The following is a 14,748-nucleotide window of genomic DNA, read 5'->3' on the forward strand; positions in this document are numbered from 1 at the left end:
AACGAAATGTAGAACTACAAAAAAGGAACCACATTTGTTTATTAAAATTATTACCACAGTTTTTTGTACAATCTGCGTAGCTGCAATTTTTGCATTAATAAAAAGCCGCTGGCTATATATAATTGCTCCGAAGTTGTACCTATATACGCCAATAAGTGATGGCCAGATTGTAACTTTAACTGTTTATAATGCTGGTTTGTTAGCTGAAGAAGATATAGCAATAACTTTAAGACCTAATTGTAAGTATGAATTAATCGCTACTTCAAAAAGCACTATTACGATAAATGGACAAACTATTTCTATTAATAAACTATCTAGACTAGAAACGCTCGAGATAGTGCTGCTGTTTGAGGGCTCTAAATTTGATCACTCTGATATAGAAAGTATCGAGTCTAAGTCTAACAAAGGTAAAGTTGTAGAAAAAAAAGAACAGGCATCTGCGCCCTGGCAAAGTATTGTTGGGGTTATAGCGATAGTATTATTTTTATTTTTTCCATTCATTTTTGGAACCTATGTTGGATCAAAAACAAAAACTTCAGCTGTTGAATACATCACCTATAAATTGGATTTTTTCGGAACCACTAAAGAGCTGGCAAATTTTAAAGAAAAATTAAAAGAAACGCATGGTTTAGGTGGTCTTAAGGGGGGCATAGAGAAAAAGTACATAAAAATAGGTGTTTCTGAAATAGTTCGAAGAGGAGACGTTTTAGATGTTTTTATAAAAATTGAGAATAAATATAAAGGCCCGCTCATAGTGGACGGGTACTTAGAGACAACTGCGGGTGACGGGCCTTTAGGTTTTAGTGAGCATAGGGTAGATACATTTGGCATGCCCGCCAGGGGAATAGACACCGTAATGCTTAAGGCATATCTTCCCGAAGCATTGCCCGTCAAACTTATTGATATCAAATTTGTCTTTAAAAATACTGAGGGAGACCAGCTTGGTACAAGTCAAATTTTGGAGTTCAAATAGTGCTATTCCTAATAAACACGTTACGTGTATTGCGATTTTTTCAGAATAAATTATGGAAAATGTCAATTGATAATGCTTTGAAACCAAATCAGTTTTTTGGTGTTTTGAGTGCTTAGAAGACTTCATGGGGGGGGCTTCTAAGCGCAATTACTTCTTTTTAATAACGATATAACTGAAAAAATGTCATAATCGATTGAAATTGATACGATTTTGACGAAATAATGGATAAGATGTGCCTAGCGTCCATATTGTACAATCGAAATATCACCCTAACACAATGTTAGACTCCAAGGGGAGGAATAAACTTGGGAAGGCAAAAGCTTCAAAAAGGGCAGTACATAAAGCTTCCTGAAAATTTCACTGTCTTTGTTCCTGGCAGAGAAAGTAAATTCACAATGAACCCAAGTGGTCTCTATATAACTTATGATCACTCTTCTGCGTGGATTCATTATGCGGGTGAACAAGCTGGTGATTCTTACGCTGAATTTGAGATTCCGTCAGACACTAAATTCCTTAGAAAGCTCGCTCGTGAGCTCAACAAGTTCGCGAAGAGACTAGATGAGGAGCGATCTTAGAAAATCTAACAAGCCGTGGCAGTTCGCGCCTATCGGCGTCGAGCTCGCTATACTGTGCCGCTGCACAGTAGTGTTAATTTTTAGGAGCATATGAAGAAACAAGGGATATCATTGGAAAGCTTACCATCTCTAATCGCTGGGCTGAGCGCGGTTATATTGGTTTTTTCGGTAGTGTATGACTACGGCTTTCTTTTATGGCTTGGCGTTTCATTGGCGGAAGCGCCGACGACACTATCTGATCACATTCGAAGCTCCCTTGTTTGGGCTCCGGCAATACTTCTAACTATTTTTTTTGTAACTGTAATAGAGCTTTTAAATCGACGCGTCGAACAAGGAATGACAGAGCAGGAGCTGATTGCTACGTCTCCGGTGCCAAAAGTTACAGCTTGGCTGAGAGGTTCGCCTAAATATTTTGTTTATACGTTAGCGGCACTTCTTCCAGTTGCCTATCTTATCGACGTAGAATTTCCTCTCCAAGCTTGGATGTTCGGATCTATTATGTGGTGGTTTATCCTACACAATCTCCTTTTTCACCATCATGCTATTATGGAGCGCACAAACCGACGGTTTTACATCATGTCTCGCTGGATTCCAGCTGTATTGATGTTCGTGGCTTTCTCCGGAGCTATAGCAGCAGAGAAAGTGCCAAATGGAAGCATGTATTCTTTCAAAATTGGCGGTGAGGTTAAGCTAAGAATTCTCGCTAGAAGTTACGATAACTATTTCCTGCTTTGGAATCCTGACGCGAAAGCCATTGAGTTTGTTGCAAGAGCTTCTGTGGAAGTATTCCAGAAGCTGCCTGTAGAAAAATCTAGAAAATCAAGCCAGCCGACCGCTGAAACGTCGGCTGATTGATATGTTAGTTAAAATAATGGTTTCGGCATCATAATATGAACAAAATTGATCGAGAAATTATCAAAATACTCAAAGATATCTTTCAGCTAAGGCGGGTTCGCCCATTAAATTCTGATCACAATATGAGATTGTGGCTGATCAGAATGACGTTCGCTGTATCTCTTTTCGGAATCATTGGAAGGGTGGTAGTGGGTTTCACTGGTCGCGCAATCCCAGCTGAATATTCCGCAGTGGTAAATACTCCGATTGTAATATTTTTTACCTTATTGTTTCTTCATATTAATAATGAAGTTGAAGAGAGTAGTGTAATTATATTTGTACTTACTTGGGTGGCTCTCGTGCTTGGCTTGTATGTTTAGCGGTGGCTCTCCATGCCAAACATGTAATTCCGGAACTCCCTCGCAACGCTTCGCCCGCGTAAACGGGTTTTACACTGAAGAATTACACAAAGAGGCTCTTAAGCAATCTGACAAGTCTAGGTTGCAAAAGATCTTGGTATCAATAAGCGCCAAAACCATAATTTTACAAACGCCATTCTAATCGGCTCGTGTTAGCTAATTATTTTTTAAACAAACTTTCCGCATTCATATCCATCACCAGCTCCAGCTTCTCAATCAACCCAAACCTCGGCCCATGAATCCCCCGCTCTATATGGCTGATCGTCTCTACGGTCACGCCGGTGGCTTCGGCCAGTGCCTCTTGGCTTAACCCCAATTCCCGCCGTCTGTTGGCCACGTTCTGGCCAAACAGGGTTTTTAGATCTGACATACTTGTTATCCAACGTAAAGGTATTGGCGCTATTGTCCGCAGGCTGGTAGGTTTTCGTAACGTAGTTTAACTACGTGTAACGATGTAAAAATTAGGGATGTAGAAAATGAGTGATAACAACAAACGCACGGATTATCTGTCACTGGTCGAGCAATCAGGCTGCAAGCTTGAGTTGGTGCAGAGTTTACTGGAAAGACCTGGCGAGGAGCTAACGGACGGGGCCAGGGCCGGCGCCATGGCGGTGCTTGATGATATTAATGAAGCGTTAGCCGAGCTTAAAAAGGCTTTTTAATGGGCCTTGATGGGTGCTTACGTTAACCGGTAAGCGCCCATCAGTTTTATTGTAGGGATTGGCTTAGCAATGCTTGGCGCTCGTGCGCCGGTAGGCTCTTTAAAAACTCCAGGGCAATGTTTTTGCCGTCGCGGGCGGAGGGTGACAATGTGTGCTTAAACGCGAGGGTAACCACAAAGGTGTGGCCGCATTCGGGGTCGCGGCAGCTGCAATACAAATCGCACACCTCTTTGCTGATTTCTTTGCGCGAGTAGATCGCCGCTTTTTTATCACACGCTTTGCAAATAACCTGCAATTTACCCGCCCCCCGTTTGTGCTTATTGGTCGATTTTAACACAGCGATAATCATCAGGGGGTAATAATTATCCCACCGCCTCCTTAAAGTCGGGCACGCTAAAACCAATGTGCCGCTGTTTTGGCAGTACCTGGTTAAGCTGCAAAAAATCTTGCTGACGGGGCACCACCTCATTCTCATAATTGTTGCGGGTGATTTTATCCAGGTCGCCAAAGCCGCCGTTTGTCTCGGGTAAAATGCCAGCCAGCGCGCCGTTAATACGCCACATAGCTAATATATCGTTGCGGCTTATGTTTTTAATGCGCTCGAATTCGTCTTTGGTGGCCACGTCGCCAATGGGGATTATTTTAACGCTATCGGGTTTGCCGCCGGGCACGTTTAAAAACATGCTTCTAAAGTTGCCCACCCCCTTACTGCCTTTTACCGCCTCTTTTAGTGCATCTTCTTCCTCTTTGTCAAAGTCGGCGTCGGCGGTGTAAAACACGTACCCCATGTGGGCGCCGTTTAAATAGTATTTGCGCCTAAAGAGGGTGGCATCTTCATTCAGTAAAACCGACTGCATACCACCCAAATATTGCGGCGTGCCGTATATGCTTTGGCAGGGGTCGTACTCTTTAATGTGTACCACCTCGCCGGCGGCAAATGGCACTGGGTCTTTACCCGGCACTAACATGCAATAGCGGTCACGCTCTTTCATGCGGCGCATATTCATCGCCGGCAAGTGCTCTAGCCACCACGGCTGATTAAAGCGGTTTTGCACCACTTTAAAGTAGGCGTTACCAAACACCTCAAAGTCAAACGCCGCTTTGCCTATATCGTGCCGGGTAACGGTGGGTGAGTCTTTAAGCCAGCGGCACAGCATGTTGCGCTTAAAGTAGGGGATGGTGCCGTGGTGGCCATTAGCGCGCAGCATTTTAGCCAATCCGGCTTGGCTAATAGGGGGTGTGTAGTAATCGCCGTGTGGGTCGACAAAAATGCCCAGGTAGTCGGTAATGTTGCTGGCCAGTACCGACTCTGGGTCACCAAAGCTAAACGCGGTGGGCGCGCTTTGCTGTGTGCGCTGGGGTTTGGCCGGGCGCGCAAAGTTGCCCGGCTTGCCTTTCATGCTGCCTTTTTTCATGTTGCCTCGCTAAAATCCCACAGACGCTTTGCGGCGTTTGCCGGTTAATGGTTCGTTACTCAGTGCGTGCATAATGGCCCACGCCACATCGGCGTGGCCGGTCTCGCTGGTGCGGTCGGCCACGTAGGTAATTTGGCCGCTACCGGTGCTGGCCTGGTGTACCTGCAAAAACGCTTGGGGTATTTCTTTGTGCTCGGCATCCCACTCGATCTTGCCCGCGCTAATAACATCTATGGCCTTAAGTACCAGCCGCGTTTTACTTTCTAACCCGTAGTGAATACCCGTGGCTTGTTTAAAAAACACCTTTACTTCATCCAGTACACCAAGGCCAGGGCCGGTTACGTCAATGCCGATAAACTTAACGTTATAGCGGTGCGTTAATTCTTCTATTTTGCTGGCTTGATACTTAAACGTGCCTTTTAGGTTAAGCTTTTCTAAAATCCTGAATTTGTCGCCCGGTTTTAATGGCGGCGCTATAACGGCCACGCTTGATTTGTCGCCCACGCGGGCAGGGTCGTACCCAATCCATACCGGGTTGTTGCCGTACGGGCGCAACTCTTTGCGTTTAAAGTCTACCCAGGTAACGCTGGTGTCTACCGCGCACCCGAGCAAGTCGGACAGGGCAAATACGCTTAAACCCGCCTCGATAAACTTGCACATAAACAAGTTTTCAAACTCGTTTTTGCTGTATTCGTCTTGCAGCTCGGCAATATCAAAAAGGTCGCACCCACCGCGCTCGGCATCTTTAACGGTAACGGCGTTGCGCCAAATCTTATCGCGGCCAACAATGCCAGCGGCCAAAGCCTCGGGGGTTAAATCAAACTTAACTTTATTTTTTAGGCGGCTGTTGTACTTCTCGCCACTCCAAATAGCGTAGGCACCGTGGGTTTTAACGCTGGGGGTACTAAAGTAGGTTTTACGCCACTTCTTTTGCGACGCCATGCCGCTGGCTAACTTGTTGAGTTTTTCAAAGTCGGGTGTCCAGAACACTTCGTCAAAGTACAGGTGGCCGTGGTAGCCCTGTGCGGTGCGGCTGTTGGTGGACACAAAACGCAGCTCGGCCCAAGGCTTGCCGTCTTTTGTTAGCTCAATGCAGTCACCGCCCTTAAGCTCCACATCAAAATACTTAAGCGCAAACTGCATAATGTACGCTTTAAATACACCCGCTTGCGCTTTGGATGCTGACAAAAATATCTGATTGTCGCCGGTTAAAATGGCGTCCTCGAACGCCTCCCACGCAAAGTAAAAGGTAGCGCCAATTTGGCGAGATTTAAGAATAAAGCGGGTGCGGTGCTCGCGGTTGGCAAACCATAGGTGTTGGTATTCAAAGAACAGCTCGTTGCGCACCTCGGCTAATGCCTCGGCGGTTATCTCGCCCACCTCGTTTTTACTGGACGCCTTTTTACGGCGTGGATTACCGCTGCCGCCGTTAGGTTGGCTGGCTTGCGCCTTCTCTTTAGCGGCTTTGGCTTTGCGTACCTCTATACCTGCAAGCTTATCCAGAAGGTTCGATAACTTATCTATCTCTTTAAAATCACCATCGGTTTTATCTGGTTTTTCAATTAACACAATTAACCGGCGCGAGGTGGCTTGCTCTACCGTCTCGTGTTGCAGCATGGCATTCCAAGCGCCTTTATCGGCCCATTGGTATAGCACGCGCACAGAGTTTAGGTTTAGCTTGTCAGCAATTTCTTTAGGCGACACTTGCCGTAGCCACATAAATTTTGCGGCGTCTTTAACTTCTTGCGGGTAGGTGTTTGACATGGGGCCAGTGTAAGCGCCGGCGCGGGTTATTTTTATAGATTGTTGTTCTGAATGTTTCTGTATGGGGTTGATAAAAATAATGCGAACCAAAACCCGTTGATGCAACAAAAACTCGCCCGTATTGTGGCAACCATCAAAGGCGCAAACGTGCCGAACAATGCAAACGAGTTGTTATTAATTTTTTTATTGGGTGAGGCAATGGCGCGAAACTTAAAAACCGGCTACATGTGTATCGCAACATCGGGCAGCGTTGTGCACGGCGCAGAGGACGGCCGCGTTATTGAAAAAGAATGGCTAGAGCAAATGGCCGCCAACTACAACACCCGCGTATACACCGCGTGCATTTGGCCCGAGCACCGCCGCTATTTTAATTTTGGCACCATCTTAGCGTTAAAGGCCGAGCCGGCCACCGACCCGGAATTAAAAGGCGAGGTTCAGCTGTTTGCCATTATTGCGCCTAACAACTCCCTGATCGCCGCCAATGCCGAGGGGCAATATTGCTTTCCCTCTATCGAGGTGGGCGAAAACTACCGGGGCACCGGTACCTACTTTTTAAAGGGTTTGGGCGTTACCGACGAGCCAGCCAGCGCCGGCGTTACCGAGCTTAAATTTAGCAAAGCCGGTAAAGATCAAACCGTGCTGGTAGTGCCTGGGCACGAATTTAACGTAAACGAACATTTAAACGCCGATACCAAGCCGAACCTTATGGATCGGATATTTGGCAAAACAAACGCAGACACGTCACCCGACGAACAACCGGAGCCGCACCCCATGGCAAAAGATAAAGCCAATACCCCCGATGAAAAAACCACCGAATTTAGCGCGTTAGTCGATGCCATTGCCGCCAAAACCGCCGAGCAAATGGACACTAAGCTAGCCGACTTTGCCAAAGCCCACGGCTTAGTGAAACCCGCCGACGATGAAAAGGGCGGTGATGGCAAAGAGCCTGAAACGGAAAAAGAAACCGGCAAAGAGGGCGGCGATTACGCCAAGCTGCAAACCGAGCTTGACGATTTAAAAGCCGAGTTTGCCAAGCTGCAAAATACCCCCACCGGCGGCACCGATGTGCCCGAGGGTGAAGGTGGCGATGGTAGCCAGGGCCGTTGCCTGTAACGGGCCGGCGTAAGCAACACGATTAACCCCAGTTTTTAAACCACCAGCAAGGGCGGCATTCGCACTATGAATTTTGCAACCAAGAAACTGTTTTCGGCCATGTTGGCCGCCATGGCCACCACCTACGGTGTGGCCGATGTGTACGAACAATTTAATGTAACCCCCACTGTTGCCCAGGAGTTGCACGACGCGATCTCCGAAGAGGTGAGCTTTTTACAGCGCATTAATATTGTGCCGGTCGATGAGTTAAAAGGCCAAAAAGTATTGGGTGGTGTATCGGGTTTGTTGGGCAAACGCACCAACACCGACGATAACGACCGCGAAACCCAAGAGGTGCTAACCCTTGGCCAAAAAGACTACGAATTGTTTTTTACCGAGTACGACGTACACCTTAAGTACGCCACCATTGATAGCTGGGCCAAGTTTAAAGACTTTCAGCAGCGCTACGGCCAATGGGTGCGTAAGGCTATTGCGTTAGCGCGCATCCGTACCGGCTGGTTGGGCACCAGCGCCGCGGCCGAAACTGACCCCGGCACCAACACCATGGGCGAAGACACCAACAAGGGCTGGCTGCAACACCTGCGTGAATACAAAGCGGGTAAACAGTGGTTTGATGAAGGCGCTACCGCCGGTGAAATTCGCTTTGGTGAGGGCGGTGATTTTGTCAACCTGGACAGCGCCGTACACGCCGTAAAACAAATGATTAACCCGCTGCACCGCAGCAGTGGTGATTTGGTGGCGATTGTCGGCGAAGATTTAATAGCCGAAGAAAAAGCCGCCCTGTACAGCGCCTTGGGCCGCAAGCCCAGCGAGAAAGAGCGCATAGAGAAAGAAGTGGTAAGCAAGGTGTACGCCGGTTGCGAAGTGGTTACCGATGTACCGTTCTTCCCCGCTCGCGGCATTTTGGTGACCAGCTTGGATAACCTGAGCATTTATTACCAAACCGATAGCTGGCGCCGCCAAGTCGTTGATAACGCTAAGCGCTCGCGCATTGAAGATTACAACAGTGTTAACGATGGCTACGTGATTGAAGACGAAGAAAAAGCCGCCGGCATCGAGTTTGACAACGTGACAATGCCAGACGGCGCGGGCGGCTGGGCATAACACACCCGTAACCTAAACCCTTAAGCAACGCACCCGCCCGGCGTAACAATGCCGGGCGGCATCGATCAGGGCAAGACTATGTTGATTACCAAGCTTCACCAACAACGCTGCCTGGCCAAACACCAGCGCCAGCAGGGCGCACAACAAGCGCTAGCCGGCGTGGCCAGCACCCGCCAAAAAACCGCACCAGTAGCCGACCAAGTGCAAACCGTGGTCGAGGCGCTAGGGCGCGATATTGCGCGGCTTAAAGCGGTCGAGTCGGTCGAGGCCAAAATCGTTTTAAAGCGCGAGCTGCTACCCCAGTACACGCCCATTGCCGATGGCTACCTAGAGAGCGGCGCCAACTACCAAAACCATTTACTTTTTTATTGTGCGTTGTGGTCGTTGGATGTAGACGATTTAGAAGCCGCGTTTAAGTACTTTGATAACGCCGTGGCACAGCAACAGGCTACGCCCGATAACTTTAACCGCGACATGCCTACTATTGCCGCCGAGATGATCGCCGAATGGGCCGAGCGTGAGTACAAAGCCGAGCGCAGTGCCAGCCCCTACATTGACCGCGTATGCGAGCGTTTAGACGGTGGCCAGTGGGTAGTTACCACCACCATTGTGACGGGCAAAGTGTACAAGGTAGCAGGCCTGCTATGTGAGCGCGCTGGCGAGCTTAAAGAGGCACTGGCCTTTTATGAAAAAGCGATGGCTGCTAACGAAAAAGCCGGCTGCAAAACACGCCTCGATAAACTTAAAAAACAGCTAGACGTTGCGTAAACGTTAACGGCTAGCAAACGACTCCCACACAACACGGACTGGCTTGCGGCGTTAGCGCCCTTGGGTTTACTGACAAAGTAAGTCAACTCCGTGTTTCTAATTTTGATTTTTTACTTTTGGAACTCGTATGAGCTTTACCGGCCGCACTGAGACATTTTTGGCAAAGACCTTGGCGAACGCCAATGGGTTTTTCCCTGAGCTGTCATTGGGCGATTTTCAAAAGCAATACCGCGTGCCGGCCAACCTGGCACAGGAGACGGTCGAGCAACAACTGATTAACGCCATGGGCGAAGTTAACCAGGCGTTAGAAGAACGTGCAACGGTCTGGCAAGCCCAGGGAATGGGCACACTAGCCGAGCTGGCTACCGCCGAGGGTAAAACCTTGGTGGCTTTTTATTTTACCGCCGTGTACAGCCGTGCCAAAGCGTGGTTGCTGCGCGATTACCAAACCTTTAGCCGGCGCGACGTGGCCGATGACAGCACCCAAGAGGGCGAGGATATTTACCGCGCCCTAATGGTGCGCAGTAACGCCGCCCTGCGCCGCCTAGAGGGCCGCAGCCCACACTTAACCGTGGAGTTACTGTAATGGCCATAGCCAAGCTAAAAGCCCTACACGCGCATTTGGTGGCCCAGAACTTTGTGGACGAAAACCTAGTGCAAAGCTGGGCTGAAGATGCGACCGCTACACCACGCGCCCGGGAGAAGGGCAATGGTTTGCATGTATGCCGGTTTGAGTACACCGGCGTGGTGACGCTGGATGGTTTCTCGGGCTCTGAGGATTTGCTTTTGGCGGTGCTGACTACCTGGGTGATGGATAACGACCCCGACCGCGAAGGCGACAATTTAGAGCCGCCCCAAATTGATTTAATTATTCGCGACGACGGCATTGCCGATGTTGATATTAGCCTGGTGTTTATTGAGGACATAACCATTGTGCCCGACGCTAGCGGCCCGGTTACTTACCGGGGCCAGCAGTGGAGCTTGGGCCAGCCCGATATTTTTACCGCCGAAAGCGGTGCGCTAAACGATATACCAAGCCGCGATGCGGGCCGCAATGATGATGCCGACTATGCACCTGCACCATAGCGTTAGCGGCGCTAAACAAGCCGCTACGGCGGTGCGCGCACTGGCCATGCCACCGGTAGAGCGCCGGCGTTTACTGCAAAAGGTAGGGCGCACAGTACGTACGGCAACGCGCCAGCGGCTACGCAGCCAAACCGGACTAGACGGCCAGCCGTGGACACCGCGCAAGCGCCACAGTACCCGCAAAATGTTGCGCGGCATGGGTAAAACCTTGCGCATAAGACCAAGCGAGTACTCGGTAAACATTGGTCCCACAAACCCCGTAGCAGGCCGCATTGGCGGTGCGCAGCAACACGGCACTAACGAGGTGATGACCGCGCAAAAAATGCAGGCGATACACAAAAAAAGCGATGACAAGCCAGCCACTAAACGTCAAGCCAAAGCGTTGCAGGCTGAGGGTTTTAAAATTAAAAGCCCAGGCACCCAACCCGGCAAAGGGTGGCGGCGCGCCTCGCAAGTATGGATAAAAAATAATTTAGATCGTGCCCGCGCGGGTTTAATTTTACGGCTATTGCGCGGGGCTAAAAGTAAACAGAGTTGGGTTTTGCCGTTGCCGGCACGCACATCGTTAGGTGCTAACCAGCAAGATATTAACAATATATCCGACATTATTTTTTCAGGCACAAGGGCATAGTTATGGCACAAGGTACGGTTACGACTAACAACCTAAATTTGGCACAAGGTGAGACGCCGGCAGTTGAAAAGAAAGCATTGTTTGTGGGCGTAGGTACAGCCGGAACCGGCACTGTGTTTGCCGTGAATACGCAAACGGATTTGGCCGAAGTACTGGGCGACGGTAGCGAGATTTATAAACACGTGTTGGCCGCACAACAAAACGGCGGCGAAAACTGGCAAGCGGTAGTTGCGCCGGTGGCTGAGGGCTACAACGCCGAGGCGGTGGTTAACACAGCGCTAGAAACCTACTCGGTAGAGCTTGTGTGCATTTGTACACCGGTAACCAGTGCTGCAAGCGTAACCGCGATGCACACGTTTGCCGAGGTGCTACGCAGCACCAAAGCGCGCCGTGTTATTATTTTGCTGGCTACCGCTGGGGTTGATGCCGCCACCGAAACCTGGGCCGATTATGTAGTGGCCCAAGAGGCGCTGCAGGACGGTGTTGCCGGCTACCGCGTGGCGTTGGTGCCAAGCCTGCACGGCAACGATTTAGGCGTGCTGGCAGGGCGCTTGTGTAATGCGGCCGTAGGTGTAGCCGATAGCCCTATGCGCGTGGCAACCGGCCCTGTGTTAGGCCTTGGCGCTACGCCGGTAGATACCGATGGCGATGCCCTAAGCGCGGCCACTCTGGCGGCGCTGGACGCTGTGCGCCTTAGCTGCATACAGCACTACACCGATTACCCCGGCACGTATTGGGGTGACTGTAACTTGCTGGATGCCCCCGGCGGCGATTACCAGGTGATTGAGCATTTACGCGTGGTCGATAAAGCGGCGCGGCGTATTCGCGTACGACAAATCAACCGCATTGCGAATCGCCAGCTTAACTCTACGGCATCGAGCATTGAGAACAACCGCCAGTATTTTATGGCACCACTGCGCGAGATGGCCCGTGGGCAAGTATTTGCTGGGCAACAGTTCCCCGGTGATATTCACCCGCCGGCGGATGACCACGTGCAAATTGATTGGCCTACTAATACCAAGTGCGTGGTTTATTTTAAGGTGCGCCCGTACAACTCCCCTAAAACCATTGAAGCAAACATTCTGTTGGATTTATCGCAGCCGCAATAGCGGCGCGCGATAGCTAAACCCAGAATCATTACCACTTTTTAGAAAAGGCAAACGACATGAGCGGGCAAAAAATATCAAGCTTTGATGTAGACACCTACTTTGATGGTATCTCGCTAAACGTAGAGAGCGCCACGTTAACCATTGACGATAAAACCGCACCACAAATGAGCCGTGGCCGGCCCGACGGCTTTACCCAAGGCGATGTGTCTGCCTCGGGTGAGCTAGAGGTGGATAGCGACACTTTAAAAATTATTATGGCGGTTGCTTTGGCCCACGGTTCGTTTCAGGCCATGCCGGCGTTTGATGTGTTGATGTACGCAAAAACGCCCGATACCAGCCTGCGCGTAGAGGCGTACGGTTGTAAGTTTCGCGTAAGTGACTTGATTAATTTATCAAACAGCAGCGCGGACAAGTTAAAGCACAAGCTGCCGTTTGATGTAACCAGCCCCGATTTTGTGCGCATTAATGGTGTGGCCTATGCCGAGGCGCGCGGTGATCTGTTTAGCATTAGCGTAACGGCTGTACTGTAACCGTGGCCGATGATGCCGACCGTGCCGGCGAGCTGCAACAGCTAAGCGATTCGGCTGTTATCGCGACGCAGCTAAGCCGGCACGACTTTAACGCAAAAAGCCTAACGGTATGCAAAGACTGTGGCTTTGAAATAGAGCCCGAGCGGCAAGCGTTAGGAGGTGTTACACGCTGCCGAGAGTGCCAGGGCTACGCAGAGCAAGAGGGCAAACAATGGGCACGTTAGATGTACGTTACGGCCAATTGATGACGGCAATGATTCGCGCCGGCCACCACTTTTTTGAGCAGGGCGATTACAACTTAAATTTAATCGGTGTGCGCTCGCGTGATGCGCACAGCAATGCATTTAATGATGCCTTGGCCGTAGCTTACAAAATTAACGGCCGGCCCGTGTGCCATGTTTTTGCATGCACGACCGACCCCGGAATTTATTGGCGAGAGAAGCCCGCCAATGTTAACGGCACGGCGATTGTTAAGCCGGGCCAATACCCTGGGCTGTGGACGCTGGGCAAACACCAGGGAAAGTACGCGGCCCTTGTACAAGCGGAAAACATTACCGTTTACCGCGATAACGACGGCAATGGCGAGATTAACACTGACCGCAACACCGCCTACACCGATACTGGCCTGTTTGGCATTAACTGCCACAAAGCCGGCAAGCAATCTCGCCGCGTAGATAAATGGTCGGCCGGTTGCCAAGTGCTGGCAAACGAGTGCGACTTTAATTTGCTGATGGCTCTGTGTGAAAAGTCGGCGCAACTGTGGGGTGACCGTTTTACTTACACCCTGTTAACGGAGGACGAGCTTTGAAAAAGAAACTACTACCGCTGGCCATGTTGGCGGGCTTGGCCAGTGCGGCCGGTATTACCGGGTGTGGCTCGGTAAACATGCTGCGCAATGGCGACAACGCCGATTTTGCCGTGGTATCTGAGGGCGAGGCGGGCGGCGCCTACGCCGTTTTTGCCGGCGAGGGTAGCGTGTGCAAGGTAACCGAGTTTGGCGACCTCTCGCGCTGGCAGGTGACCTACAAAGGCAAAAACTGTGAAGCAGCGCTTAATGGCGGCGCCGTTAAAGACGTGGTTAAAGATGGTGTGGTTAACCCCGATGCACTGCAAAAGGCCCTGAGCGCCACCGATGATTAGCCCGCGCCCCCCACACCATAAAGCCCTGGCTAGCTTGTGTGCCGAGGCTTACGGCAGCCACACCTTTGTGGCGCGTGAGCTGGAAGGTTTACACCGGCACATGGATGTAAAAGTAAACGAGTGGCCCGAGGTGCAAGTGATTGCATTGCGTGGCACTGAGTTTACCGATGCGCTGTTTAACGGCGGTTGGGCAGACATAGTGCGCGATTTGCTGGTGTGGCCAAAGCGTATACCAGGCGTAGGGGTTGGCCACGCGGGTTTTATTACGGGGGGCGCGGATGTGTTTCAAACGGTTGTGCCGCGTTTATCGCTGGATAAACCCATTATTTGCACTGGGCACAGTTTAGGTGCGGCGGTTGCCCAGGTGCTAGCGCTGTTGCTTAAGCAAAGCGGTTTGCCGGTGGTTGAATACGTGGGCTTTGGTTGCCCGCGTGTGTTTGCCGGCAAGCCGGATTGGGGCGATGTAGCGGTTACCCATTACCAACACAGCGCCGATATTGTGCCGTTGCTGTTGCCCCCTGGGCTTTTGTACCGGCACCCGGCTAAAGCGTGCGTGATTGGCAAACGCCACTTTTGGCCCAGCTTTAAGTACCACGACATTCACCATTATTGCCGCGAGGTGTAG

At 50.4% G+C, this 14,748-nt stretch carries 19 protein-coding genes; 15 read left to right on the forward strand and 4 right to left on the reverse strand.

The features are described 5' to 3' along the window. The first annotated feature begins 34 nt into the window (after positions 1–34). Together ACGHAD_RS07775 and ACGHAD_RS07780 are read left to right on the forward strand one after the other, a co-directional pair. The gene (locus ACGHAD_RS07775; protein ID WP_382415904.1) at positions 35–973 is read left to right on the forward strand and encodes a hypothetical protein; all 939 of its coding nucleotides are present in this window, start codon (positions 35–37) and stop codon (positions 971–973) included. A 665-nt stretch (positions 974–1,638) separates the two neighbouring features. Continuing rightward, complete coding sequence (locus tag ACGHAD_RS07780) at positions 1,639–2,403, forward strand: hypothetical protein (protein WP_382415902.1); 765 nt, start codon at positions 1,639–1,641, stop codon at positions 2,401–2,403. Positions 2,404–2,961: 558 nt separating this feature from the next. On the opposite strand, the gene ACGHAD_RS07785 is transcribed toward ACGHAD_RS07780, so the two are convergent. Further along, complete coding sequence (locus ACGHAD_RS07785; protein WP_382415900.1) at positions 2,962–3,171, reverse strand: helix-turn-helix domain-containing protein; 210 nt, start codon at positions 3,169–3,171, stop codon at positions 2,962–2,964. Between the two features lie 106 nt (positions 3,172–3,277). Here ACGHAD_RS07785 and ACGHAD_RS07790 point away from each other — a divergent pair, with 106 nt between their 5' ends. Further along, complete coding sequence (locus ACGHAD_RS07790) at positions 3,278–3,463, forward strand: hypothetical protein (protein WP_382415898.1); 186 nt, start codon at positions 3,278–3,280, stop codon at positions 3,461–3,463. A 46-nt stretch (positions 3,464–3,509) separates the two neighbouring features. Here ACGHAD_RS07790 and ACGHAD_RS07795 read toward each other — a convergent pair whose 3' ends face one another. From ACGHAD_RS07795 to ACGHAD_RS07805, 3 genes are read right to left on the reverse strand one after another with little or no spacing between them, the layout of a single operon-like run. Beyond that, entirely contained in the window at positions 3,510–3,800 is a 291-nt protein-coding gene (locus ACGHAD_RS07795; RefSeq protein ID WP_382415896.1) for an ogr/Delta-like zinc finger family protein, read from the reverse strand. A 25-nt stretch (positions 3,801–3,825) separates the two neighbouring features. Continuing rightward, positions 3,826–4,878: a phage portal protein gene (locus ACGHAD_RS07800; RefSeq protein ID WP_382415894.1), complete on the reverse strand. Its 1,053-nt coding sequence runs from the start codon at positions 4,876–4,878 to the stop codon at positions 3,826–3,828. Between the two features lie 9 nt (positions 4,879–4,887). Then, entirely contained in the window at positions 4,888–6,642 is a 1,755-nt protein-coding gene (locus ACGHAD_RS07805) for a terminase large subunit domain-containing protein (RefSeq protein ID WP_382415892.1), read from the reverse strand. 147 nt (positions 6,643–6,789) lie between these two features. On the opposite strand from ACGHAD_RS07805, the gene ACGHAD_RS07810 reads away from it, so the two are divergent. The 12 genes from ACGHAD_RS07810 to ACGHAD_RS07865 all read left to right on the forward strand — a co-directional run bounded on the left by ACGHAD_RS07810 (position 6,790) and on the right by ACGHAD_RS07865 (position 14,748). After that, on the forward strand, positions 6,790–7,755 hold the full coding sequence (locus ACGHAD_RS07810) for a GPO family capsid scaffolding protein (RefSeq protein ID WP_390403705.1): 966 nt from the start codon (positions 6,790–6,792) through the stop codon (positions 7,753–7,755). A gap of 66 nt (positions 7,756–7,821) precedes the next feature. After that, positions 7,822–8,859, forward strand: a complete 1,038-nt coding sequence (locus tag ACGHAD_RS07815) for a phage major capsid protein, P2 family (protein WP_382415888.1) — start codon at positions 7,822–7,824, stop codon at positions 8,857–8,859. A 78-nt stretch (positions 8,860–8,937) separates the two neighbouring features. Beyond that, positions 8,938–9,627 (forward strand): phage terminase small subunit, encoded by a 690-nt coding sequence (gene gpM / locus ACGHAD_RS07820; RefSeq protein WP_382415886.1) that lies wholly within the window; start codon positions 8,938–8,940, stop codon positions 9,625–9,627. Between the two features lie 127 nt (positions 9,628–9,754). After that, positions 9,755–10,213 carry a head completion/stabilization protein gene (locus ACGHAD_RS07825; protein ID WP_382415884.1) on the forward strand — a complete coding sequence of 153 codons (459 nt, stop codon included), beginning with the start codon at positions 9,755–9,757 and terminating at the stop codon, positions 10,211–10,213. Then, positions 10,213–10,713 (forward strand): phage tail protein, encoded by a 501-nt coding sequence (locus ACGHAD_RS07830; RefSeq protein WP_382415882.1) that lies wholly within the window; start codon positions 10,213–10,215, stop codon positions 10,711–10,713. Before ACGHAD_RS07825 ends, ACGHAD_RS07830 begins: the two co-directional genes overlap by 1 nt. Then, positions 10,697–11,344, forward strand: a complete 648-nt coding sequence (locus ACGHAD_RS07835; RefSeq protein WP_382415880.1) for a phage virion morphogenesis protein — start codon at positions 10,697–10,699, stop codon at positions 11,342–11,344. Before ACGHAD_RS07830 ends, ACGHAD_RS07835 begins: the two co-directional genes overlap by 17 nt. A 2-nt stretch (positions 11,345–11,346) precedes the next feature. Next, positions 11,347–12,453, forward strand: a complete 1,107-nt coding sequence (locus ACGHAD_RS07840) for a DUF2586 domain-containing protein (protein ID WP_382415878.1) — start codon at positions 11,347–11,349, stop codon at positions 12,451–12,453. Between the two features lie 56 nt (positions 12,454–12,509). Next, the gene (locus tag ACGHAD_RS07845; RefSeq protein WP_382415876.1) at positions 12,510–12,983 is read left to right on the forward strand and encodes a phage protein; all 474 of its coding nucleotides are present in this window, start codon (positions 12,510–12,512) and stop codon (positions 12,981–12,983) included. 2 nt (positions 12,984–12,985) lie between these two features. Then, positions 12,986–13,207, forward strand: a complete 222-nt coding sequence (locus ACGHAD_RS07850; RefSeq protein WP_382415874.1) for a TraR/DksA C4-type zinc finger protein — start codon at positions 12,986–12,988, stop codon at positions 13,205–13,207. After that, positions 13,195–13,791 (forward strand): hypothetical protein, encoded by a 597-nt coding sequence (locus ACGHAD_RS07855; RefSeq protein ID WP_382415872.1) that lies wholly within the window; start codon positions 13,195–13,197, stop codon positions 13,789–13,791. Before ACGHAD_RS07850 ends, ACGHAD_RS07855 begins: the two co-directional genes overlap by 13 nt. After that, positions 13,788–14,123: a hypothetical protein gene (locus ACGHAD_RS07860; protein WP_382415870.1), complete on the forward strand. Its 336-nt coding sequence runs from the start codon at positions 13,788–13,790 to the stop codon at positions 14,121–14,123. The genes ACGHAD_RS07855 and ACGHAD_RS07860 overlap by 4 nt, the downstream gene beginning before the upstream one ends. After that, entirely contained in the window at positions 14,116–14,748 is a 633-nt protein-coding gene (locus ACGHAD_RS07865; protein WP_382415868.1) for a lipase family protein, read from the forward strand. Before ACGHAD_RS07860 ends, ACGHAD_RS07865 begins: the two co-directional genes overlap by 8 nt.

The sequence above is a fragment of the Gilvimarinus japonicus genome (genome assembly GCF_042847215.1).
Lineage (GTDB): Bacteria > Pseudomonadota > Gammaproteobacteria > Pseudomonadales > Cellvibrionaceae > Gilvimarinus > Gilvimarinus japonicus.

What these genes read in the sequence shown, in the direction of transcription:
- ACGHAD_RS07780 (WP_382415902.1), top strand. Translation starts at nt 1,639, where the DNA reads ATGAAGAAACAAGGGATATCATTGGAAAGCTTACCATCTCTAATCGCT.
- ACGHAD_RS07785 (WP_382415900.1), bottom strand. Translation starts at nt 3,171, where the DNA reads ATGTCAGATCTAAAAACCCTGTTTGGCCAGAACGTGGCCAACAGACGG.
- ACGHAD_RS07790 (WP_382415898.1), top strand. Translation starts at nt 3,278, where the DNA reads ATGAGTGATAACAACAAACGCACGGATTATCTGTCACTGGTCGAGCAA.
- ACGHAD_RS07800 (WP_382415894.1), bottom strand. Translation starts at nt 4,878, where the DNA reads ATGAAAAAAGGCAGCATGAAAGGCAAGCCGGGCAACTTTGCGCGCCCG.
- ACGHAD_RS07805 (WP_382415892.1), bottom strand. Translation starts at nt 6,642, where the DNA reads ATGTCAAACACCTACCCGCAAGAAGTTAAAGACGCCGCAAAATTTATG.
- ACGHAD_RS07815 (WP_382415888.1), top strand. Translation starts at nt 7,822, where the DNA reads ATGAATTTTGCAACCAAGAAACTGTTTTCGGCCATGTTGGCCGCCATG.
- gpM (WP_382415886.1), top strand. Translation starts at nt 8,938, where the DNA reads ATGTTGATTACCAAGCTTCACCAACAACGCTGCCTGGCCAAACACCAG.
- ACGHAD_RS07825 (WP_382415884.1), top strand. Translation starts at nt 9,755, where the DNA reads ATGAGCTTTACCGGCCGCACTGAGACATTTTTGGCAAAGACCTTGGCG.
- ACGHAD_RS07830 (WP_382415882.1), top strand. Translation starts at nt 10,213, where the DNA reads ATGGCCATAGCCAAGCTAAAAGCCCTACACGCGCATTTGGTGGCCCAG.
- ACGHAD_RS07835 (WP_382415880.1), top strand. Translation starts at nt 10,697, where the DNA reads ATGCACCTGCACCATAGCGTTAGCGGCGCTAAACAAGCCGCTACGGCG.
- ACGHAD_RS07840 (WP_382415878.1), top strand. Translation starts at nt 11,347, where the DNA reads ATGGCACAAGGTACGGTTACGACTAACAACCTAAATTTGGCACAAGGT.
- ACGHAD_RS07845 (WP_382415876.1), top strand. Translation starts at nt 12,510, where the DNA reads ATGAGCGGGCAAAAAATATCAAGCTTTGATGTAGACACCTACTTTGAT.
- ACGHAD_RS07855 (WP_382415872.1), top strand. Translation starts at nt 13,195, where the DNA reads ATGGGCACGTTAGATGTACGTTACGGCCAATTGATGACGGCAATGATT.
- ACGHAD_RS07865 (WP_382415868.1), top strand. Translation starts at nt 14,116, where the DNA reads ATGATTAGCCCGCGCCCCCCACACCATAAAGCCCTGGCTAGCTTGTGT.